Below are 20,943 nucleotides of genomic sequence, written 5' to 3'. Positions count from 1 at the left end.
ACTGACGTGCGCCTCCTCGCGGTCCACGCCCACCCCGACGACGAGACCCTGTCCACAGGGCCTCTGCTCGCGGCGTGGGCGCGGACGGGGGAGGCGTTCGTCGTCTCGTGCACGCGCGGGGAGCGCGGGGAGGTCCTCGGGCCGCTCCACGCGCTCGAGGGCGACGGCCCGGCGCTCGCCGCGCACCGCACGACCGAGCTCGCCGCCGCGCTCGCAGCGCTCGGCGTGAGCGGCCACGCGTTCCTCGACGCGCTCCCCGTGCCCGCAGGGGCACGGGCGCTCCCGGCGACCGTCGTCGACTCAGGGATGCGCTGGGTCGACGTCCCGGGCGGCACGGCCGGACCTGCGGACGACGCGGGTCCGTCGGCGTTCACGAGCGTCCCTGCGGCCGACGCCGCGGCCGTGCTCGCGGCTCACGTGCGGGCGCTCGCGCCCGACGTCGTCGTCACGTACGACGCGGGCGGCGGCTACGGCCACCCCGACCACGTGCGCACGCACGACGTCACGGTGCGGGCGCTCGCGCTGCTCGCCGCGGCGGGCGTCGACGTGCCGCCGCTGCTGTGCCCCTCGACGCCTCCCGCGACGGACGCCGCCGTGCGCGCGCACCTCGCGGACGCCCGGTGGGTCGCGGACGTGCGCGCTGACCACGGCCTCACGCTTCCCGCTGCGGGACGCCCGCCCGCGGTCGTCGCCGAACGACGGATCGTCGCCGAGGTCGACGTCACAGACGTCCTCGACGACGTCGTCGGCGCCCTGCGGGCCCACGCGACCCAGGTGACCGCCGTGACGGCAGCGCCGGCGTCGGACCCGCTGCTCGCGGGCGTTCTCGCTCTCTCCAACCTCGTCGTCATGGGACTTCCTCGCGTCGCGACCTATGCGCTCCTGGGCGCAGACGGTGGCGTCCCCGGGACCGACGCGACCGCCCGGTGGGCATCCGTGCCGCTCGCCGACGCCGTCCGACGGGTAGCGTGAGCGGATGACGCTCCACCGGACGCTCTCGTTCCTCGCCGCGCTCGTCGTCGGCGTCGTCATCGGTGTGCTGGGCACCTTCGGGCACCGCTCCCTCGTGCCCGTCGGCCTGGTCCTCGGGCTCGTCGCGAGCGTGGCGGCCGCGGTCTGGATGCGCTCGACGTTCGGACCGATGTCCGTCATGGCGTACCTCGTCGGCTGGGTCGTCGCCGTACAGGTGCTCGCGGCGGGCGGGCCGGGAGGGGACACGCAGGTCGTCGCGGACGCGACGGGCTACGTGTGGGCGTACGGGACGGTGCTGCTCGTCCTCGCGGTGCTGTGGCTCCCGAGGTCGTGGTTCGCGGACGTCGCCGCAGGCCGGACACAGCGACGGACGGTCCCAGCCGTCGCACAGGACCAGAACGTACGATGAGCGCGCGCGACCGGGCGCGCACCAGGGGGAGTGGCCACGGGCCACGACGGCAGGAACGGATGGACGTATGACGCAGGACCGGACGGGCACGACCGCACGCAAGGGCTCCCCGCTCGACGGGTTCGAGCCCGAGAAGCCCAAGGTGCGCACGGGTCGCGGCCTCACCGTCGCGCTCTGGGGCGCGCTCGGCGTCGTCGTGCTCGCAGGCGGTTACGTCGCGGCCCAGGTCGTCACGGCGGACCAGATCCCGCGCGGCACGACGGTCGCGGGTCTCGAGATCGGGGGCAAGAGCCGCGCCGACGCGATCAGCCTGCTCGAGTCCGAGCTCGGCCCGCGCGCGAGCGAGCCCATCTCCGTGACGGCCGGCAAGCTCACGGCGTCGATCGACCCGGCTGCCGCCGGCCTCGGTCTCGACGCGCGCGGCACCGTCGCCGGTCTCACCGGCTTCTCCCTCGCACCCGGCGACCTCGTGCGCACGCTCTTCGGCGGCGACGAGATCGGTCCGTCGCTGACGATCGACGACGGGCTGCTGCGGGACGCGATCGCCGAGACCGCCGTGAGCCTGCGCACCGAGCCGGTCGACGGCAAGGTCGCGTTCGTCGACGGCCGCGTCGAGAAGATCGACGCCGTCCCCGGCCTCGACGTGGACGTCGAGCGTGCGCGCACGAAGATCCTCGGCTCCTACCTCACGTCGACCGGTCCGGTGGACCTGCCGACGAGCGAGATCGAGCCGCAGATCACGCAGGCCGAGACCGACGCCGCCCAGAAGACCGGGACGGCTCTCGTCTCCGCGCCCGTGCGCGTCGAGGTCGACGGCCAGAAGGCCGAGCTGCCCATCTCGGCGCTCGGCGCCGCCGCGACGTTCGTCGCGAAGGACGGCGCGCTCGTGCTCGACCTCGACAAGGACGCCGTCGCGAAGGCCGTCCTCTCCCGCACCAAGGATCTCGAGACCAAGGCGACCGGGGCGAAGTTCGTCTTCAAGGACGGCAAGCCGTCGATCTCGGGCGGCAAGTCGGGCCTCGCGCTCGACCGCGACGCCCTGACCGCGTCCGTGCTGACGGCCGCGACCACTCCCGGCACCCGTACCGCGACGACGAAGCTCGTCGAGACCGAGTCCGACAGCTCGCGCAAGGCGCTCGAGGCGCTCGGCGTCAAGAAGGTCGTCGCGGAGTTCACGACGCCCCTCACGGACTCGTACGCGGCCCGCAACGCCAACCTCACGCTTGCCGCGAAGAAGATCACGGGCCAGCTCATCAAGCCGGGCGAGGAGTGGTCGCTCACCGAGACGCTCAGCCCCATCACGCTCGAGGCCGGGTACGTCAACGCCGGCGTCATCGACCGTGGCCGGCTCCAGGACGGAGTGGGCGGCGGCCTCTCGCAGATGGCGACGACGACGTACAACGCGTTCTACTTCGCGGGCGTCGACATCCTCGAGCACCGCCCGCACAGCTTCTACTTCACGCGCTACCCCGAGGGCCGCGAGTCGACGATGTTCGTCGGGTCGATCGACATGCGCATCAAGAACGACACCCCGTACGGCATCCTCATCCAGTCGTGGGTCAAGGACGGCAAGGTCGTCGTCAAGCTCTGGTCGACCCCGCACTACAAGGTGAGCTCGACGACGTCGCCGCGGCGCGACGTCGTCCAGCCGCGCACGGTCTACTCGACCGAGGCCGGCTGCATCGCGCAGGGCGCCGGCTCGCCGGGCTTCGCTGTCACCGTGACGCGCAAGGTCTCGCTCGACGGCGCCGTCGTCAAGGACGAGTCGAACGCGTGGCGCTACACGCCGCAGAACCGCTACGTGTGCGGCCCCGACCCGGCGTCGGAGAAGCCGAAGAAGTCCGACGACGACTGAGACGGCGGCCGCTCGCGAGGCGGACGCTCGGTAGGATCGCTGCGCGGCCCGTCCGGGGTCGCGTGCACCGGGAGGGACGGCAGCGATGCTCGGCAGGAGCGAACGGGAGTCGGGCGCGCACGCCCTCGCGGCGGCGCGGCAGGGCAGCTGGGACACGCACGAGAACCTCGACGAGCCGAGCGACCTGCTCGACCTCGGCGCGATGACGGCGGCCCTCGACACGGTCTCGCGGATCCAGGGGATGCGCGGCGTCATGCACGTCGGCCATCCTGCAGCTCCCGACCACGACCTCGAGCGTGCGCTGCTCGCGAGCTCGGCGTCGCTGCGCGTCACGGCCGTCGAGGCCGTCGCACCGCGCTGGGTGTGGGTCGCCCGCGGCACTGAGCTCGACGGGCACGTCGTCATCGACGAGGCCGGCATGCGCGACTGCCGTCACCAGCTGCGCACGTTCGGCGCGAACCCGCACCTCGTGCCTGCGCGGACGTCGCTCGCGGACCGCATCACCCTGGCGGGCGAGCACGGCTCGCTCGTCGTCGAGCGCGACCACGTGCCCGCCGGATTCACCGAGATCCCCGGATCCTCGACCCTCAGCGAGCGCGCACCCCTCTGGTACGGCCTCGTCGAGCCCGTCCCGGAGCCCGCAGACTTCGACGAGCCCGCTCAGGTGTGGCTCGCGTTCGGACCCCGCGACGACCACAAGGGCTCGCTCCAGCTGACGCTCGAGCTCGTCGCGGCGGCCGGGATCGACCTGCAGCACCTGAGGTCGCAGCCGTCGGCCGAGGGCCCGCACGTCTTCTTCGCGTCGTTCTCGGTGCCGACGTCGGCGCCGCTGCGCGCTCTCAAGGCGCAGCTCGCGGAGCGCGGGGTCGCGCACCGGGTGCTCGGCGTCATGACGGGTGGGGCGTTCCAGCCCGGGCCCGCCGCGGTCGCGCCCGTGTGGGCCTCGAGGGACTGAGGGCTCCCGTGGCCTCGCTCGCGTACCTCGGCCCCGAGGGGACCTTCACGCACGCGGCGGCGCTCGCGCTTCCCGCGCGTGGCACGCCCGTCCCGCGTCCGCTCGTCACGGACGTCTACGACGACGTCGCGACGGGTCGCGCGGACGCGGGAGTCGTCGCGATCGAGAGCTCGGTCGAAGGGTACGTCGTGCCGTCGCTCGACGCGATCGTCGCGGCGCGCGACGTCGTCGCAGTCGACGAGGTGACCGTCGAGGTCGCGTTCGACGCGTTCACGCACCCGTCGGCGGTGTCGCCCACGGAGGTGACGGCCCACCCCCACGGGCTCGCGCAGTGCGCAGCGTGGATCGCGGCGCGAGGGCTCACGGCCGTGCCGGCGTCGTCGAACGCGGCGGCGTGCCGGGACGTGCAGCCGCACCAGGTCGCGCTCGGGCCGGCGCTGTGCGGGGAGCTCTACGGGCTCACGACGCTCGCGACGGGCGTGCAGGACTTCGCGGGCGCGCGCACGCGCTTCCTCCTCGTGACGGACCGCGAGGCGGCGCGCACCGAGCTCGCGTCGCGGCACGACGAGAGCGTGTCGTGGCGCATGATGCTCGCGATCACGCCGCACGAGATCGGGCCGGGCGTCCTCGCGCGCATCACGGCGGCGTTCGGCGAGCGGGGCGTCAACATGTCGTCCCTCATCACGCGGCCGCTCAAGGCGCAGGAGGGCACGTACGTCTTCGTCGTGACGCTCGACGGCGCGCCGTGGGAGCCGCACGTGCGCGCGCTGCTCGCGCAGCTGCTCGGCGCAGGAGACTCGCTCAAGACGCTCGGCGTCTTCCCGGCACGGGCGGGGACGGACGCGGGCTTCGACACGTCGCGCGTGCCGGCGGGCTCGGTGCGCGCAGGGTCCGACGACGCGACTGTCGCCCGGGAGCTGCTGTGGTGAGCGGGGAAGCGCAGGACGGCGTGCCGCCCCGCGATCCGCTGGCTCGCGACGTGCTGGCTCGCGACGTGCCGAGCGCCGGCTCGTCGGCGGTCGGTGTACGGCGCGTCGGCGTCGTCTCGCTCGGGCTCATCGGCGGTTCGGTCGCGCGGCGTCTCGTCGCCCAGGGCGTCGAGGTGCACGCGTGGAACCCGTCGCTGCCGGCGCTCGAGGCCGCGGCGGCCGACGGCGTCGTGCCCGCGCGCACGATCGCCGAGCTCTGCGTGGCGGAGCCAGACGTGCTGCTGCTTGCGCCACCCCTGCGGGCGATGGCCGACGTCGCGCGCGAGGTCGCGGCGCACGTGCGTGGTGGGACCGTCGTCACGGACGCGGGCTCGGTCAAGGGCGCCGTCGCGCGCGTCGTGCGCGAGGCGGGTCTCGCGTCGCGCTTCGTCGGCGCGCACCCCATGGCGGGCACGGAGCAGGCCGGCTACGCGGCGTCTGATGCGTCGCTGCTCGACGGTGCCCGGTGGGCGCTCACGCTTGAGGACGACACGCGGCTCGACGCGTTCTGCCGGGTCGCGGAGCTCGTCACGGGTCCGCTCGGCGGCGTCGTGCGTGTGACGACGCCCGCGGTGCACGACGAGGCCGTCGCGCTCGTCAGCCACGTGCCGCACGTCGTCGCGAGCGAGCTGCTGCGGCTCGTGGGCGGCTCGGACGTCACGGACCTCGCGCTCGCGCTCGCTGCGGGCTCGTTCCGCGACGGCACGCGCGTCGCGGGCACGCACCCGCGACGTACGGAGGCGATGGTGACGGACAACGCGGCGGCGGTCGCGCCCGTCCTGCGGCGGGCTGCTGCGGAGCTTGCGGCGCTCGCCGACGCGCTCGACGCGGGCGCGCCGGTGGGGGCGTTCTTCGACGAGGCGGCCGCCGTGCGTGCCGGGGCCCGTGTCGCGGGACCGGACGACGCCCGCACGACGCTGACGCTCGAAGAGTCGACGTGGCGTGCGGAGCTCCTCTCCCGCCCGACGTCCCTCGTGGTCGGAGCAGACGAGCGTACGAGCGCCGTCACCCTCACGACCCCCTGACCCCACCTCTCGCGACTCGTCGCACCGTTGCACGATCCCGAGTGTGCAGGGGTGCTACGGGTCGGTAGGGGCCGGCTCGTCGGGGGAGCGGCGGGGGCGGCGCCTCGCCGGGGGCGGCGGGACCGGCTTGCCGATCGCGATCTCGTCGCCCGGTACCTCGACCTCGTCACCCGTGCGGGTGCGAAGCACGAGGCCGCTCGCGTCGGTCCGGACGATCTCGCCGAGGACGTCGGTGTAGCGGTGCGCGTCGTCCGCGAGCGTCCGGCGCACCATGACACGCGTCCCGACGGCCCACTCGCGCCACGGAGGAAGGTCTGCGGAGGTCACGGCCCGAGTCTAGGACGCCCACCACGCGGGACGCTGCCCCGATGGTGTCCCGGCGGCCCCGTTGACAGGGGATACTGGGGCGAGAACTTTTGAGGAGGTCGGACCGTGACGTATGTGATCGCGCAGCCCTGTGTCGACGTCAAGGACAAGGCGTGCGTCGAGGAGTGTCCCGTCGACTGCATCTACGAGGGCAACCGTTCGCTCTACATCCACCCGGACGAGTGCGTCGACTGCGGCGCGTGCGAGCCGGTGTGCCCTGTCGAGGCCATCTACTACGAGGACGACGTCCCGGAGGAGTGGAGCGACTACTACGGCGCGAACGTGCACTTCTTCGACACGCTGGGCTCGCCCGGCGGCGCCGCGAAGATGGGCCTCATCGACATGGACCACCCGCTCATCGAGGCGCTCCCGCCCCAGGGCGAGTGAGCCGCGCCCTGCGGGGCGCTGGGACCGGTCGCAGGAGCCGGGTCGTCGGACGACGACCCGGCTCCTGCCGTTCCGCGACGTTCCCGAGGGCGATAGGCCGCTGCGACGACGGCCCGGTCCCGTATCTCGGAACGTCGCGCGCACGGTGCCGGACGAGGCGGACGATCAGGACGTGAAGCTCCTTCTAGTCGGCCGCGGTCCGGTCGCCCAGGTCCTTGCGGCCTCCGCCCGGCGCACGACCGACGTCGTCCTCGCGACGCGTGACGACGCCCCGGGCACGCTCGCCCTCGACGTCGCCCGTCACCGCCGCCGGCCGCGCCGGTCCGGTCGCACGACGGTCCTCACCCTGCCGCTCGCCGAGGCTGCGGCACGCGAGTGGGACGTCGTCCTCACGACCGCTCCCGTCGACGCGACGGCGCTCGAGTCGCTTCTAGCGGCGTCGCCGCGCGCGGCGCTCGCGTCCGTCACGCAGGTCCCGTCGGAGGCCGACGCGCTCGCGCACGCGGCCGACGGGCGCCCGTGGGGCCTCGTCGCCCCGGGCTTCCTCGCGCAGGGCCGCGACGCGGTGCGCTGGTGGCAGCCGGGCGGCGCGGGCGTCGGGCTCGCGGGCGAGGCCGCCGACATGCTGCGCGAGGCGCTCGACCCGCACCGTCTGCGCCTCAAGGACGTGCCGGCGTTCGCGCCGCTGCACGCCGCGGTCGTGCCCATGGCGACCGTCGCGATGCTCGAGCGGCACGGCTGGGACCGTCGGCGGGCCGCGGCGGACGCGCGTCGCGTCGTCGCGGTCGTACGCGAGTCGGGGGAGGCGCTCGCGGCCGCGTACGGCGGTACGCCCGCGCGGGCTGCTGCGCCGGTCGTCGCGTCGGTCCTCAGGCTCCTGCATCGTGTGACGCCGTTCGACGTCGATGCGTACGCGCGCGACCACTTCGGTCGGCACGCCGCGCAGACGCGCACGCTGCTGGGCGACTGGGTGCGGCTCGGGGAGTGCTTCGACCGTCCTGCGCTGAGGACCGCGGAGCTGCTCGCGGAGCTCTCGGCCGTGACGCCGCGGAGCGCCGCGACGGTCTGAGCGCCGTCGGCGAGCATGCGCCGGCATGACGGCTCGACGGCAGGTGGGTCGCGATCCGCCTCGCTGGTTGCGGTGCCGACGGCCGACCGATCGGTCGGCGAGACTCAGCCGTCGGACGTGTGCGCCCACCCCGGTGCGCGCGTGACGACGGGACCGACGACGGTGATGGCCGGCGCGCGCACCCCGGCGGCGACGGCGATCTCGCCGATCGTCGCGAGCGTGCCGAGCGTCGTGCGGGCGCGCGGTCCGAAGCCGTCCTCGAGGACGGCGGCGGGCGTGCGCGGGTCGCGGCCGCGGGCGACGAGCTCTGCGGCGGTCGTCGCGAGGCGGCCGAGACCCATGAGGAGGACGAGGGTGTGGTCGGCGGCGTCGGGCACGGTGCCGAGGTCGTCGTGACCCGTGAGCACGGTGAAGCCGCGCGAGAGCCCGCGGTGGGTGACGGGGATGCCGGCGGCTGCGAGCACCGAGATCGCGCTCGTCACGCCGGGGACGACCTCGACGGGCACGCCCGCCGCCGCGCAGGCGTCGAGCTCCTCGCCGCCGCGGCCGAAGACGTAGGGGTCGCCCCCCTTGAGCCGTACGACCCTGCGGCCCGCGAGAGCGCGTTCGACGAGCAGCGCGTTGATGGCCTCCTGCGGCACGGGGTGCGTGCCGGCGGTCTTGCCGACGTCGACGACCTCGACGTCGTCGCGCGCGTGCTCGAGCGCGGCGCGCGGGGCGAGGCGGTCGAGGACGACGACGTCGGCCTGCGCGAGCATCTCCGCGGCGCGGAGCGTGAGGAGGCCGGGATCGCCGGGGCCGCCGCCGACGAGCGCGACCGAGCCGACGCCGGGAGGTGCGGGGACGGGCTCGGCCGGCGGCACGGCGGAGAGCGGCGACGGCGTCGTGCTCGCGGCGGCGCGGTGGCGCGGGGCACTGATCGTGCCCTCGCGCAGGGCCCCCGCGATCTTGTCGCGCAGCTCCATGGCGCGGCGGGGGTCGCCGCCGGCGCCGACGGTCACGGTGATGTCGTCGATGCGGGCGACTGCAGGTGACCAGAGGCTCGAGCGGGTGCGGTCGTCCGCGCGGCCGAGCCACACGCGAGCGGCCTCGGCGTCGGCGGAGACGGCCTCGTCGATCGCACGCACGCCGGTCGCGGTGTGCGCGACCCAGGCGTCGGCGAGGTCGCCCGTCGCGTACGGCCGCTGCTCCCAGGTGAGCTCGCCCCGTGCGGCGGCACCACGGACGTCGGCGCTCGCGACGGGCGCGACGACCGTGACGACCGCACCCGCGCGGACGAGCGCGAGCGCGCGCCGGGTCCCGACGGGCCCGGCGCCGACGACGACGCAGCGGCGACCGGCGACGCGGAGCGTCAGCGGGTAGGCGGGGTCGGTGGTCGAGGTGTCCACGGTGCCTCCGAGGTCGGTTGGTCGGGCGTCCGTGATCCTACCGACCGCGAGGTTTCGACCGCATGACGGCCCGTCGGGCCGTGCCCCGGCAAGCTGCACGACTGCCCACCCGTGCGTGCGTCGGCCCAGCCGGACGCGCGCCGGGACGGTCGCCGTCGCCGAGATAGTACTCTGCGCCCGACCTAGGACGGCGGGAGTCCTAGGTCGCGCGCAGAGGACTATCTCGCAGGCCCGGCGACCGGCACCCCGACGCGCAGTCCGAGGGACCAGCTCCCGACGACGACACCCCGGCGCGGCCCGGCCGGGGCCGCGCCAGGGTGCGTGCGCTCAGATCGCGAAGTCGACCGGACGGTCGCCGGGGAAACGTGCGGCGGCGAGCGCGTCGCCGACCATGCCTGCGGCGAGCGTGCGCCCGTCGGCGGGGTCGATGACGCAGAAAGCGCCCGTGCGCCGGTGGTCGACGTACTCCTCGGCGGGGATCGGCGCCGCGAGTCGCAGCTGGACCCGACCGATGTCGTTGAGCTCGAGCGCGTCGCCGGGCACGAGGTGCGCGGCGTCGAGGTCGAGGCGACCGACGACGTCGCGGACGATCGCCTGGACGACCTTCGTCGTGTGCTTGACGAGCACGCGCTGGCCGGGGCGCAGCGGATTCTCGCCGAGCCACGCGAGGGTCGCGGTGACGTCCTGCGTGAGCGCGGGGACGTCGGTGGCGGCGACGATCTGGTCCCCACGGGCGATGTCGATCTCGTCGGTGAGCCGCAGCGTGACGGACTGCCCCGCGAAGGCCTCGGCGAGCGGCCCGTCGGCCGTGTCGATCGCCTCGACGAGCGTGCGCTTCCCCGAAGGGAGCACGACGACCTCGTCGCCGGGACGCACGACGCCCTCGGCGATCTGGCCCGCGTAGCCGCGGTAGTCGACGTGCAGCGGGTCGCGTGCGGCGCCCTGGGGGCGCAGGACGACCTGGACGGGGAAGCGCAGGTGCTGCGCCGCGACGTCCTCGCCGACCGGGAGGTCCTCGAGGAGCTCGAGAAGGCTCGGACCGTCGTACCACGGCGTCGCGGCCGACCGGTCGACGACGTTGTCGCCGACGAGCGCGCTCACGGGAACCGTGTGGATCGCCGGCACGCCGAGGTCGGCGGCCGTGGCGCGGATCTCGGCGGCGAGCTCGGCGTAGCGCTCGGCCGAGTAGTCGACGAGGTCGATCTTGTTGACGGCGACGACGACGTGGGGCACGCGCAGCAGCGAGGCGACGGCGAGGTGGCGGCGGGTCTGCTCGAGCAGGCCCTTGCGTGCGTCGATGAGCAGGACGACGGCGTCGGCGGTCGACGCGCCCGTCACGGTGTTGCGCGTGTACTGGACGTGCCCGGGGCAGTCGGCGAGGACGAACGCGCGCCGCGCGGTCGCGAAGTAGCGGTAGGCGACGTCGATCGTGATGCCCTGCTCGCGCTCGGCGCGCAGGCCGTCGGTGAGGAGCGCGAGGTCGGCGCCCTCGAGGCCGCGGTCGCGCGAGACGCGCTCGACGGCGTCGAGCTGGTCGGCGAGGACGGACTTCGAGTCGAACAGCAGGCGGCCGACGAGCGTCGACTTGCCGTCGTCGACCGAGCCGGCCGTCGCGAGACGCAGGAGCGTCGCGGACGCGGGGAGGGTGGCGGTGCTCACGGGAGGATCTCCTTGCGGGCGGGCGAGACAGGGGACGCGATGGGGGAGCGGAGCATCAGAAGTACCCCTCCTTCTTGCGGTCCTCCATGGCGGCCTCGGAGATCCGGTCGTCGGCGCGGGTCGCGCCGCGCTCGGTGATGCGGGTCGTGGCGACCTCGGCGATGACGTCGGCGACCGTGACAGCGTCGGACGAGACGGCGCCGGTGCACGACATGTCGCCGACGGTCCGGTAGCGGACGACCTCGGTGCGGACGGACGCCGCCTCGGCGTCCGAGCGCGGGGCGGAGTACGGTCCGACGGCGAGGAGCATGCCGTCGCGGTCGAAGACCTCGCGCTCGTGCGCGTAGTAGAGGCCGGGCAGCGCGATGTTCTCGCGCTCGATGTAGCGCCACACGTCGAGCTCGGTCCAGTTCGACAGCGGGAACGCGCGGACGTGCTCGCCCGGGCGGTGCCGGCCGTTGTAGAGGTTCCACAGCTCGGGCCGCTGGTTGCGCGGGTCCCACTGACCGAACTCGTCGCGCAGCGACAGCACGCGCTCCTTGGCGCGCGCCTTCTCCTCGTCGCGTCGGCCGCCGCCGAAGACGGCGTCGAAGCGGCCGCCGGAGATCGCGTCGAGCAGCGGCTGCGTCTGCAGGGGGTTGCGCGTGCCGTCGGCACGCTCCTGGAGGCGACCGTCGTCGAGGTAGTCCTGCACGGACGCGACGACGAGGCGCAGGCCGAGCCGCTCGACCTCGGCGTCGCGGTACGCGAGGACCTCGGGGAAGTTGTGGCCCGTGTCGACGTGGACGACGGGGAAGGGCACGGGCGCCGGCCAGAACGCCTTGGCGGCGAGGTGGAGCATGACGACGGAGTCCTTGCCGCCCGAGAAGAGCAGCGCAGGGCGCTCGAACTCGGCGACGACCTCACGGATGATGTGGATCGCCTCGGACTCGAGCTGGTCGAGGTGGCTGAGGGTGTACGGCGCGGCCTGCGCGGCAGGGGCGTCGGTGGTGGTCGTCATGCGTGGAGCCCACATTCTGTCTTGTCGAGCCCTGCCCAGCGTCCTGAGCGAGGGTCCTCGCCGGGGGCGACCCGGCGGGTGCAGGGAGCGCAGCCGATCGACGGGTAGCCGTCGTCGAGCAGCGGGTTGAGCAGCACCTTGTGCTGCGTCGCGTAGCCGAGAAGGTCGTCGAACGACCAGGCGGCGAGCGGGTTGATCTTCACGAGGCGGTTCTTCTCGTCCCAGGAGACGAGGGGCGTGCCGGTGCGCGTGGGGGCCTCGTCGCGGCGGACGCCCGTCACCCAGGCCTCGTAGCCGCCGAGGGAGGCCTGGAGCGGGGCGACCTTGCGCAGCGCGCAGCACAGGCCGGGGTCGCGCTCGTGCAGGCGGGGTCCGTACTGGGCGTCCTGCTCGGCGACGGACTGCCTCGCGGCGACGTCGACGACGGTGATGGGCATCGTGGCCGCGGCGGCGTCGCGGGTGCCGATCGTCTCGGGGAAGTGGTAGCCGGTCTCGAGGAAGAGGACGTCGACCCAGGGGGCGCGCTGCGCGACGACGTGCGGCAGCACGAGGTCGGCCATCGAGCAGGCGACGGTGAGAAGGTCGCCGAAGGTCTCGGCGGCCCACGCGGAGATCTCGTCGGCGCTCGCCTCGGGGCCGTCGGCGGGCGAGAGCAGCGCAGCACCCTCGGCGGCGAGCCGCTTGAGCTCGTCGTCGCTGCGGCGGCGTGCGTCGCGTGCGGCGCGGGCCGCGGCGTGCGCGACGCGCGCCCGCTCGTGCTCGGCCGCGCGGGCGCGGCCCGCGGCACCGAACGCCGCGAGGTCACCGGCGCGTCCCTGCCCGACGACACCCTGCCCGGTGCCCGCTCCGGCGAGCCCGGGCAGCGCGAGGCCGAAGGGCCCGGGGAGGTCGACGGCGCTCATGCGAGCACCTCGTCGTCGACGCGAAGGGCCCAGTCGGCGAACGTCTCGTCGCCCTCGTGCTCGGCGTCGTAGCGGCTCACGACGCGGTCGACGTAGGACGCGACATCGTCGGCCGTGACCTTGAGGCCGCGGACGGTGCGGCCGAGGCCTCCCTCGTCGCGACGGTGACCTGAGAGGCCGCCGCCGAGGTGCACCTGGAAGCCGGGCACCTGCTCGCCGTCGGCGGTCGTGACGATCTGGCCCTTGAGGCCGATGTCGCCGATCTGCGTGCGGGCGCACGCGTTGGGGCAGCCGTTGACGTTGATCGTGATGGGGCGGCGCTCGCCGCGGTCGAGCCGCGTCTCGAGAGCTTGGATGGTCTCGCGCGCGAGCCCCTTGGTCTCGACGATCGCGAGCTTGCAGAACTCGATGCCGGTGCACGCGATGGTCGACCGGCGCCATGCGCTGGGCTCGGCCTCGAGCCCCGTGGCACGCAGACCGTCGACGAGCGCCGGCACGTGCTCGGCGGGGACGTCGAGCACGAGGAGCTTCTGCTGGGGCGTGAGCCGGATGCGACCGGACCCGGCGGCCTCGGCGAGCCGCGCGACCTCGAGAAGGGTCTCGCCCGAGACACGGCCGACGTAGGGGGCCGCGCCGACGTAGAAGCGCCCGTCCTTCTGCTCGTGGACCCCGACGTGGTCGCCCGAGCGCGGCGCGGGTGCGGGCGCGGGGCCGTCGGCGAGGCGGTAGCCGAGGTACTCGGTCTCGAGGATCTCGCGGAACTTCTCGGCGCCCCAGTCGGCGAGGAGGAACTTCAGGCGGGCCTTGTTGCGCAGCCGGCGGAAACCGTAGTCGCGGAAGATCGAGGTGACGCCGACCCAGACGTCGGGGACCTGCTCCTCGGTGACGAAGGCACCGAGACGCTCGGCGAGCCGGGGCTGCGCGGAGAGCCCGCCGCCCACCCAGACGTCGTAGCCGGGGCCGAGGTCGGGGTGGACGACGCCGACGAGCCCGAGGTCGTTGATCTCGTGGAGCACGTCGAGGCTCGGGTGGCCGGTGATCGCGGTCTTGTACTTGCGCGGCAGGTTGGAGAAGGTCGGGTCGCCGATGTAGCGGTCGACGATCTCGCGGATGACGGGGGTCGGGTCGATGATCTCGTCCTTGGCGACCCCGGCGACGGGGGAGCCGAGGATGACGCGCGGCACGTCGCCGCACGCCTCGGTCGTCGAGAGCCCGACGTCCTCGAGGCGACGCCAGATCTCGGGGACGTCACGCACGTCGATCCAGTGGAGCTGGATGTTGTGACGGTCGGTGATGTCGGCCGTCGACCGGCCGAACTCGACGGAGATCTCGCCGATGACGCGTAGCTGTTCGGTCGTGAGGGCCCCGCCGTCGGAGCGGACGCGCATCATGAAGAACTCGTCGTCGAGCTCGTGGGGCTCGAGGGAGGCGGTGCGACCGCCGTCGATGCCGGGGCGGCGCTGGGTGTAGAGGCCCCACCAGCGGAAGCGCCCGTGGAGGTCTTCCTTGGTGATGGACTCGAAGCCGCCGGCCGCGTAGATCGTCTCGATGCGCTCGCGGACGTTGAGGCCGTCGTCCTTCTGCTTGATGACCTCGTTGGCGTTGAGGGGCTCGGTGCCGTCAACCTTCCACTGCCCCTGGGGGCGGGTCGAGCGGGACGGGCGCGCGACGCCGCGCGAGGCGCGCGGTGCGGCCTCGGGCTGGCCGGGTGCTGTCGTCGTCATGGTGTCCCCTCGATGTGCGGTGGTCGGTGACCCAGAACTTAGGAACCTCCGCCGCGCGGAACAACCTGTCCCGCCATCCGGGACGACTTGATCTGACACCCCGTCACGGTCCGCACCCCCCGTCCGCGAGATAGGGGCGTGCACGCGAGATAGGGGCCCCTGGGCCCCTGTCTCGACGTTGCACCCCTATCTCGCGAGAGGTTCTGGACGGGTTGGGGTGGGGAGGGGGTGTCGGTCGTAGTGTGGGGGCTTCGAACGGGGAGGACGGGATGACGATGGTGGGTGGCGCTGCATCGCGGGACGAGCGCGCGGGGGTGACCCGATGGGGCTGAGCTCCCTCGCAGGTCTCGCCTTTCCGTGGGACCTCCTCGAGCCCGCGAAGGCACGTGCGGCCGCGCACCCGGACGGCATCGTCGACCTCTCCGTCGGCACCCCCGTCGACGCGACCCCGGACGTCGTGCGCCGCGCGCTCGAGTCCGCGTCCGACGCCCACGGTTACCCGCTCACCGCAGGCACGCCGGCGCTGCGCGCGGCGGTCGCGGGCTGGTTCGCGCGGCGCCGCGGCGTGACGGTCGCGCCCGACGCGACACTGCCGACGGTCGGCTCCAAGGAGCTCGTCGGCCTCCTGCCCTCGATGCTCGGCCTCGGCGCGGGCGACACGGTCGTCCACCCGGCCGTCGCGTACCCGACCTACGACGTGGGCGCGCGCCTCGCAGGGGCGACGTCGCTCGCGACCGACGACGTGCGCGACTGGGACGGTCGCGAGGGGGTCCGGCTCGTCTGGGTGAACTCGCCGGGCAACCCGCACGGGCGCGTCGCGGACGTCGCCGAGCTGCGCGCGGTCGTCGAGGCCGCGCGTCGCACGGGTGCCGTCGTCGTCTCCGACGAGTGCTACGCGGAGCTCGGCTGGGGCGACGGGCCGCACGACCCGCAGACCGTGCCGAGCCTCCTCGACCCGCGCGTGTGCGGCGACGACCACACGAACCTGCTCGTCACCTACTCGCTGTCGAAGCAGTCGAGCATGGCCGGCTACCGCGCGGCGTTCGTCGCGGGCGACCCGGCGCTCGTCGGCGCGCTCCTCGGCCTGCGCAAGCAGCTCGGGCTCATCGTCCCGGGTCCGGTGCAGGCGGCGATGGTCGCGGCGCTCGACGACGACGAGCACGTCGCCGTGCAGCGCGAAAGCTACCGGGCGCGGCGCGACCTCCTTGGTGCGGCCTTGACCGATGCAGGCTTCGTCATCGACCACTCCGAGGCCGGCCTTTACCTCTGGGTGCGGCCGGCGGGTGAGCGTGTCGACTGCTGGGCCACGGTCGACCGCCTCGCGCAGATCGGGTTGCTCGTCGCGCCCGGTGCGTTCTACGGCGCGGCGGGCGAGGGGCACGTCCGCGTCGCGCTCACCGTGACCGACGAGCGCGCGGAAGCCGCTGCGAACCGACTGAGCACGCTCGTGGACGCGTGATCGCGCAGGTCGGGACGTTCGTCCCACGCTTTGTGACGTTCATCACCGGATTCTGACCCGCAGATGACCCGTGAGGATTGGTCCCGGGCCGCTCAGCGCGGGTACCGTCGACCCAGACGGTCGACGCAGCCCGCCGGACGTGGGACACCCAGGTCCGCAGGCCGGGCCTCCGCACGCGCGGAGGATCCCGGGAGGTCGTCGACGCTCACGGACGTACGCGGCCACAGCCCTCGGGCCCGGCCCCAAGGAAGGACACCATGACCCAGAACGCGCAGACCGGTGTGTCGCTCACCGTCGGTCAGGTCACCCAGGACCTCCCCGTCGTCCCCGCGACGGAGGGCAACGACGGCATCGTCGTCTCCTCGCTCCTCGGCACGACCGGCAAGGTGACGCTCGACCCGGGCTTCACCAACACGGCGTCGTGCGAGTCCGGCATCACCTACATCGACGGCGGCGAGGGCATCCTCCGCTACCGCGGCTACCCGATCGACCAGCTCGCCGAGGGCTCGACGTTCCTCGAGGTCGCGTACCTCCTCATCCACGGCGAGCTGCCGTCGGCGGACGAGCTCGAGGCGTTCGTCACGCGCGTCAACCGCCACACGCTCGTCCACGAGGACTTCCGCACGTTCATGGGGACGTTCCCGCGCAACGCGCACCCCATGGCGGTCATGGCGTCGGCGATCAACGCGCTCTCGACGTTCTACCCGGAGTCCCTCGACCCGTTCGACGACGAGACGGTCGAGCTCGCGAGCGTCCTGCTCCTCGCGAAGACCCGCACGATCACCTCCTACGTGCACCGTCGCTCGGTCGGTGAGCCGCTGCTCTACCCGGACTACTCGCGCGGCTACGTCGACGACTTCCTCCGCATGAGCTTCGCGCAGCCGTACATGCCGTACGAGGCCGACCCGATCGTCGTCGACGCGCTCGACACGCTCCTCGTCCTCCACGCCGACCACGAGCAGAACTGCTCGACGTCGACGGTCCGCATGGTCGGCTCCGCGCACGCGAACCTCTATGCGTCCGTCTCGGCCGGGATCAACGCGCTCTCGGGCCCGCTCCACGGCGGCGCCAACGAGGCCGTGCTGACGATGCTCACCGATCTGAAGAAGTCGGGCGACGACGTCGACACGTACATGTCGCGCGTGAAGAACAAGGAGGCGGGCGTCCGCCTCATGGGCTTCGGCCACCGCGTCTACAAGAACTACGACCCGCGCGCGGCGATCGTCAAGAAGAAGGCGTACGCGGTGCTCGACGCCCTCGGCGCGCGCGACGAGCTGCTCGACATCGCGCTGCGGCTCGAGGAGATCGCGCTCAACGAAGACTACTTCATCGAGCGCAAGCTCTACCCGAACGTCGACTTCTACACAGGCCTCATCTACAAGGCCATGGGCTTCAGCCCGGCGATGTTCACGCCGCTGTTCGCGCTCGGTCGCATGCCCGGCTGGATCGCGCAGTGGCGCGAGATGATGAAGGACCCGACGACGAAGATCGGCCGTCCGCGCCAGGTCTACACGGGCGCGACGGAGCGCGCGTACGTCCCGGTCGAGAACCGCTGACTCACGGCCCACGACGGGCGCAGGGCTGCCTCGGCGGTCCTGCGCCCGTTCTCGTGCGCCGGGCCCGCGGGGTCCGGGGCCCGCGCGATTCCAGGCGTGCGAGCGCGGCGCACCTGCCCGCCCCGGGGGAGAGGCGCACCCCTCAGCGACGACGAAGGCCCCGGAGCGATGCTCCGGGGCCTTGCGTGTGCCGATGGTCGGCCGCTCCGAGACGATGCTCAGGCGTTGGGGCGGTTGCCGTGGTTGGCGGCGCTGCCCTTGCGGCTACGACGCTTGCGTCCGCGCTTGCTCATGGTGACTCCAAGTCCTTCGTGACGTGCTGGCCATCGACCATCTTCCCACACGCGACGTGGTGCGGGCGAACGGGCCGCCACGCCGAGCCCCGCGAGGCTCAAGTCTGTGCCCGAATGGGCCGATACTGTGTAGCGTGAACGCCACGCCGCAGTCCGTCATCCCGTTGCTCCACGCCGTCGTCAAGGCCGAGGCCTCGGACCTCCACGTCAAGGTCGGCTCCGCGCCCCGTGTGCGTGTCGACGGGCGGCTCCGTCGTCTGCAGGTCCCCGTGCTCACGCCGATGGACACGGACCACATGCTCTCGCAGGTGCTGCCCGCGGACCTCGTCGACCAGTTCGAGCGGACGCACGAGGCCGACTTCGCGTACTCGGTCGCGGGCGTCGGGCGTTTCCGCGTCAACGCGTACCAGGCGCGTGGCACGACGGCGATGGTGTTCCGACTCGTCGGCATGGGGACGTCGAGCCTTGCGGAGCTCGGTGTTCCCGGGATCGTCGGCGACCTTGCGCTCGAGCCGCGCGGTCTCGTGCTCGTGACGGGTCCGACGGGTGCGGGCAAGACGACGACGCTCGCGGCGATGGTCGATCTCATCAACACGCACCGCGAGGTCAACATCATCACGATCGAGGACCCGATCGAGGTCCTCCACGAGGACAAGAGGGCGATCATCTCGCAGCGCGAGGTGCGCCAGGACACGAAGGACTTCTCGACGGCGCTGCGTGCGGCGATGCGTCAGGACCCGGACGTCATCCTCGTCGGTGAGATGCGTGACATCGAGACGGTGCGTGCGGCGCTCCAGGCGGCGGAGACCGGTCACCTCGTGCTCTCGACGCTCCACACGATCGACGCGCAGGAGACGGTCAACCGCATCATCGACTTCTTCCCGCCGTACGAGCAGCTGCAGATCCGTACGGCGCTCTCGCAGATGCTGCGTGGCATCGTCTCGCAGCGTCTGGTGCGGACGGTCGACGACAACCGGTGCCCGTCGGTCGAGGTGCTCGTCAACACGGGTCGTACGGCTGAGGCGATCGTCAACCCGCTCGACAACCCGCCGCTCGCCGACCTCATCGCGGACGGTGGCTACTACAAGATGCAGACGTTCGACCAGCACCTGTGCGAGCTGGTCGTCTCGGGTCGCATCACGTACGACGAGGCGATCGTCTCGGCGTCGAACCCGCAGGATCTCACGCTGTCGCTGCGCGGCATGGGTGTCGAGGTCTGAGGCCCGCACCCCGAAGCACGCGAGGCCCCGTCCGTCCGGACGGGGCCTCGCGGCGTTCGTGGGTGGTGCTCAGGCGTCGGGGTCGGCGAGCCCGAGCCAGCGGTGCCAGCCGGAGTGGAGGACGAGCCAGGCCATGAGGCCGTAGCCGGCCTGCTGGGGGAGGTCGTCGCCGCGTCCGGCGAGGTCGGCGTGCCACTGGTCGTGGTTGACGAGGGGCGTGAAGGTCTCGACGAAGGGGACGCGTCGGCGCTGGGCGACGTCGCCGTAGGCGCGTGAGAGATCGGCGAGCCGGTCGTCGTCGGCGCGGCTGCCGGGCGGGGGCCCGACGACGAGGGTGCGCAGGTGCCGCGCCTCGGCCACGTCGAGAGTGTTGGCGAGGTTGAGGCGTGAGCGCGCGACGGAGAGGCCGGCGGTGAGGTCGTGGCGGCCGAGGGCGACGACGAGGCGCTGGTCGACGTCGGGGTCGGTCGTGAGGCGCGGCTCGACCTCGCGCTCCCAGCGGGCGGAGAGGGCGGTCGACGTCTCGCCGGGGGCGGCGAGGACGTAGTGCTCGGTCTCGACCTCGGTCGTGCGGGCGACGACGCGTCCGACCCAGCCGAGCGCCCGGGGGTCGCCGACGCCGGCGGCGAGCTCGTCGCCGACGACGACGATGCGCAGCTTCCTGGTCACGTGGGGTCCTCCTCGGGGGTTCGTCCCATCGTCACCCGTGCGGCAGCGCCGGGCGGCACTGACACGCCGCGTGGCCTACCAGCGCTCGTGCACGGAGGCGCGGACGTCCCGGTCGTAGATGCGGTGCACGGCCTCGTCGTACGCGGCGGGGAGCGGGGCGGCGGCCCCGGCCGCCGCGTTCGCGCGCGCCTGCTCGGGCGTGCGCGCGCCTGGGATGACGGTGGTCACGGCGTCGTGCTGCGCGAGCCACGCGAGCGCCGCCTGGGCGGCCGTGAGGTCGTCGGGGCCGTGCGACGCGAGCTCGGCGGCTGCTGCGACGCCCGTCGCGAAGTCGACGCCCGCGAAGGTCTCGCCGACGTCGAAGGCCTCGCCGTTGCGGTTGAAGGTCCGGTGGTCGTCGGCCGCGAACGTCGTCGTGGGCGTGTACCGGTTCGCGAGCAGGCCCGACGCGAGCGGGACGCGCGCGATGATCGCGACGCCGCGATCGACGGCCGTCGGCACGACGTCGTCGAACGGAGCGAGGCGGAACGCGTTGAGGACGATCTGGATGCTCGCGAGGCCCGGGCGCTCGAGCGCCCGCAGTGCCTCGACGCGCTTCTCGACGCTCACGCCCCACGACGCGATCGCGCCCTCGTCGACGAGCGTCCCGAGCGCGTCGAACACCTCGTCGTCCGTGTAGACGGACGTGGGCGGGCAGTGGAGCTGGACGAGCGGCAGCGTGTCGAGCCCGAGGTTGCGGCGCGAGCGGTCGGTCCAGGCGCGGAGGTTCGCGAGCGAGTAGTTCTCGTGGACCTGGGGCATGCGGCGCCCCGCCTTCGTCGCGACGAAGATGGCGGCGTCCGGGCGGGCCCGCAGGAACGAGCCGATGATCTGCTCGGAGCGGCCGTCGCCGTAGACGTCCGCGGTGTCGAAGAACGTCACCCCGGCCTCGAGCGCGGCGTCGAGCACCGCGTGCGCGTCCTTCTCCTCGACGTCGCCCCAGTCGGCCCCGAGCTGCCAGGTGCCGAGGCCGATCGCCGAGACCTGCTGTCCGTCGCTCCATCGCTTGGTCTGCATGCTCCGACCCT

The 20,943-nt window shown here is 73.3% G+C and carries 20 protein-coding genes; 11 read left to right on the top strand and 9 right to left on the bottom strand.

Features of this window, described 5'->3' with window-relative positions:
- Positions 1-6 precede the first annotated feature (6 nt).
- The 6 genes from G7063_RS10735 to G7063_RS10710 all read left to right on the top strand — a co-directional run bounded on the left by G7063_RS10735 (position 7) and on the right by G7063_RS10710 (position 6,184).
- Entirely contained in the window at positions 7-972 is a 966-nt protein-coding gene (locus tag G7063_RS10735; RefSeq protein ID WP_166414382.1) for a PIG-L family deacetylase, read from the top strand.
- 4 nt (positions 973-976) lie between these two features.
- Positions 977-1,381: a DUF6113 family protein gene (locus G7063_RS10730; protein WP_166414381.1), complete on the top strand. Its 405-nt coding sequence runs from the start codon at positions 977-979 to the stop codon at positions 1,379-1,381.
- 67 nt (positions 1,382-1,448) lie between these two features.
- The gene (locus G7063_RS10725; protein ID WP_166414380.1) at positions 1,449-3,236 is read left to right on the top strand and encodes a VanW family protein; all 1,788 of its coding nucleotides are present in this window, start codon (positions 1,449-1,451) and stop codon (positions 3,234-3,236) included.
- Between the two features lie 85 nt (positions 3,237-3,321).
- On the top strand, positions 3,322-4,191 hold the full coding sequence (locus G7063_RS10720) for a hypothetical protein (protein WP_166414379.1): 870 nt from the start codon (positions 3,322-3,324) through the stop codon (positions 4,189-4,191).
- 8 nt (positions 4,192-4,199) lie between these two features.
- On the top strand, positions 4,200-5,120 hold the full coding sequence (locus tag G7063_RS10715) for a prephenate dehydratase domain-containing protein (protein ID WP_240916042.1): 921 nt from the start codon (positions 4,200-4,202) through the stop codon (positions 5,118-5,120).
- A gap of 50 nt (positions 5,121-5,170) precedes the next feature.
- Positions 5,171-6,184: a prephenate dehydrogenase/arogenate dehydrogenase family protein gene (locus G7063_RS10710; protein WP_166414378.1), complete on the top strand. Its 1,014-nt coding sequence runs from the start codon at positions 5,171-5,173 to the stop codon at positions 6,182-6,184.
- Between the two features lie 54 nt (positions 6,185-6,238).
- Here the strand turns inward: G7063_RS10710 and G7063_RS10705 are convergent, their stop codons facing one another.
- The gene (locus G7063_RS10705; protein WP_240916041.1) at positions 6,239-6,511 is read right to left on the bottom strand and encodes a hypothetical protein; all 273 of its coding nucleotides are present in this window, start codon (positions 6,509-6,511) and stop codon (positions 6,239-6,241) included.
- Positions 6,512-6,616: 105 nt separating this feature from the next.
- Here G7063_RS10705 and fdxA point away from each other — a divergent pair, with 105 nt between their 5' ends.
- Together fdxA and G7063_RS10695 are read left to right on the top strand one after the other, a co-directional pair.
- Positions 6,617-6,937, top strand: coding sequence for a ferredoxin (fdxA, locus tag G7063_RS10700; protein WP_166414377.1), 321 nt, complete (start codon positions 6,617-6,619; stop codon positions 6,935-6,937).
- A 172-nt stretch (positions 6,938-7,109) separates the two neighbouring features.
- The gene (locus G7063_RS10695) at positions 7,110-8,006 is read left to right on the top strand and encodes a hypothetical protein (RefSeq protein ID WP_166414376.1); all 897 of its coding nucleotides are present in this window, start codon (positions 7,110-7,112) and stop codon (positions 8,004-8,006) included.
- A gap of 104 nt (positions 8,007-8,110) precedes the next feature.
- Here the strand turns inward: G7063_RS10695 and cobA are convergent, their stop codons facing one another.
- From cobA to G7063_RS10670, 5 genes are all read right to left on the bottom strand, one after another.
- Complete coding sequence (gene cobA, locus G7063_RS10690) at positions 8,111-9,394, bottom strand: uroporphyrinogen-III C-methyltransferase (protein ID WP_166414375.1); 1,284 nt, start codon at positions 9,392-9,394, stop codon at positions 8,111-8,113.
- Between the two features lie 327 nt (positions 9,395-9,721).
- Positions 9,722-11,053 carry a sulfate adenylyltransferase subunit 1 gene (locus tag G7063_RS10685; protein WP_166414374.1) on the bottom strand — a complete coding sequence of 444 codons (1,332 nt, stop codon included), beginning with the start codon at positions 11,051-11,053 and terminating at the stop codon, positions 9,722-9,724.
- Positions 11,054-11,108: 55 nt separating this feature from the next.
- Complete coding sequence (cysD, locus tag G7063_RS10680; RefSeq protein ID WP_166414373.1) at positions 11,109-12,053, bottom strand: sulfate adenylyltransferase subunit CysD; 945 nt, start codon at positions 12,051-12,053, stop codon at positions 11,109-11,111.
- A complete protein-coding gene (locus G7063_RS10675; protein ID WP_166414372.1) occupies positions 12,050-12,955 on the bottom strand; it encodes a phosphoadenylyl-sulfate reductase in 906 nt (301 codons plus the stop codon). Before G7063_RS10675 ends, cysD begins: the two co-directional genes overlap by 4 nt.
- Entirely contained in the window at positions 12,952-14,679 is a 1,728-nt protein-coding gene (locus tag G7063_RS10670) for a nitrite/sulfite reductase (RefSeq protein WP_166414371.1), read from the bottom strand. Before G7063_RS10670 ends, G7063_RS10675 begins: the two co-directional genes overlap by 4 nt.
- Positions 14,680-15,001: 322 nt before the next feature.
- Here G7063_RS10670 and dapC point away from each other — a divergent pair, with 322 nt between their 5' ends.
- Both dapC and G7063_RS10660 read left to right on the top strand, forming a co-directional pair.
- A complete protein-coding gene (gene dapC / locus G7063_RS10665; protein WP_166414370.1) occupies positions 15,002-16,138 on the top strand; it encodes a succinyldiaminopimelate transaminase in 1,137 nt (378 codons plus the stop codon).
- Between the two features lie 257 nt (positions 16,139-16,395).
- Entirely contained in the window at positions 16,396-17,694 is a 1,299-nt protein-coding gene (locus G7063_RS10660) for a citrate synthase (protein WP_166414369.1), read from the top strand.
- Positions 17,695-17,912: 218 nt separating this feature from the next.
- On the opposite strand, the gene G7063_RS15505 is transcribed toward G7063_RS10660, so the two are convergent.
- Complete coding sequence (locus G7063_RS15505) at positions 17,913-17,987, bottom strand: 50S ribosomal protein bL37 (RefSeq protein WP_155859599.1); 75 nt, start codon at positions 17,985-17,987, stop codon at positions 17,913-17,915.
- 134 nt (positions 17,988-18,121) lie between these two features.
- On the opposite strand from G7063_RS15505, the gene G7063_RS10655 reads away from it, so the two are divergent.
- Positions 18,122-19,207 (top strand): type IV pilus twitching motility protein PilT, encoded by a 1,086-nt coding sequence (locus tag G7063_RS10655; RefSeq protein WP_166414368.1) that lies wholly within the window; start codon positions 18,122-18,124, stop codon positions 19,205-19,207.
- Between the two features lie 69 nt (positions 19,208-19,276).
- Here G7063_RS10655 and G7063_RS10650 read toward each other — a convergent pair whose 3' ends face one another.
- Together G7063_RS10650 and G7063_RS10645 are read right to left on the bottom strand one after the other, a co-directional pair.
- Positions 19,277-19,876 (bottom strand): GDSL-type esterase/lipase family protein, encoded by a 600-nt coding sequence (locus tag G7063_RS10650; protein ID WP_240916040.1) that lies wholly within the window; start codon positions 19,874-19,876, stop codon positions 19,277-19,279.
- 75 nt (positions 19,877-19,951) lie between these two features.
- Positions 19,952-20,932 carry an aldo/keto reductase gene (locus tag G7063_RS10645; protein ID WP_166414367.1) on the bottom strand — a complete coding sequence of 327 codons (981 nt, stop codon included), beginning with the start codon at positions 20,930-20,932 and terminating at the stop codon, positions 19,952-19,954.
- Between the last annotated feature and the right edge of the window lie 11 nt (positions 20,933-20,943).

The organism is Sanguibacter sp. HDW7 (assembly GCF_011300875.1).
Taxonomy (GTDB): Bacteria; Actinomycetota; Actinomycetes; order Actinomycetales; family Cellulomonadaceae; genus Flavimobilis.
This window is presented reverse-complemented; position numbering and strand designations above follow the sequence as displayed.

Coding starts and splice junctions, on each gene's coding strand:
- G7063_RS10645 (WP_166414367.1), bottom strand. CDS start 20,932: ATGCAGACCAAGCGATGGAGCGACGGACAGCAGGTCTCGGCGATCGGC.
- G7063_RS10660 (WP_166414369.1), top strand. CDS start 16,396: ATGACCCAGAACGCGCAGACCGGTGTGTCGCTCACCGTCGGTCAGGTC.
- dapC (WP_166414370.1), top strand. CDS start 15,002: ATGGGGCTGAGCTCCCTCGCAGGTCTCGCCTTTCCGTGGGACCTCCTC.
- cysD (WP_166414373.1), bottom strand. CDS start 12,053: ATGACGACCACCACCGACGCCCCTGCCGCGCAGGCCGCGCCGTACACC.
- G7063_RS10720 (WP_166414379.1), top strand. CDS start 3,322: ATGCTCGGCAGGAGCGAACGGGAGTCGGGCGCGCACGCCCTCGCGGCG.
- G7063_RS10725 (WP_166414380.1), top strand. CDS start 1,449: ATGACGCAGGACCGGACGGGCACGACCGCACGCAAGGGCTCCCCGCTC.
- G7063_RS10675 (WP_166414372.1), bottom strand. CDS start 12,955: ATGAGCGCCGTCGACCTCCCCGGGCCCTTCGGCCTCGCGCTGCCCGGG.
- G7063_RS10670 (WP_166414371.1), bottom strand. CDS start 14,679: ATGACGACGACAGCACCCGGCCAGCCCGAGGCCGCACCGCGCGCCTCG.
- G7063_RS10730 (WP_166414381.1), top strand. CDS start 977: ATGACGCTCCACCGGACGCTCTCGTTCCTCGCCGCGCTCGTCGTCGGC.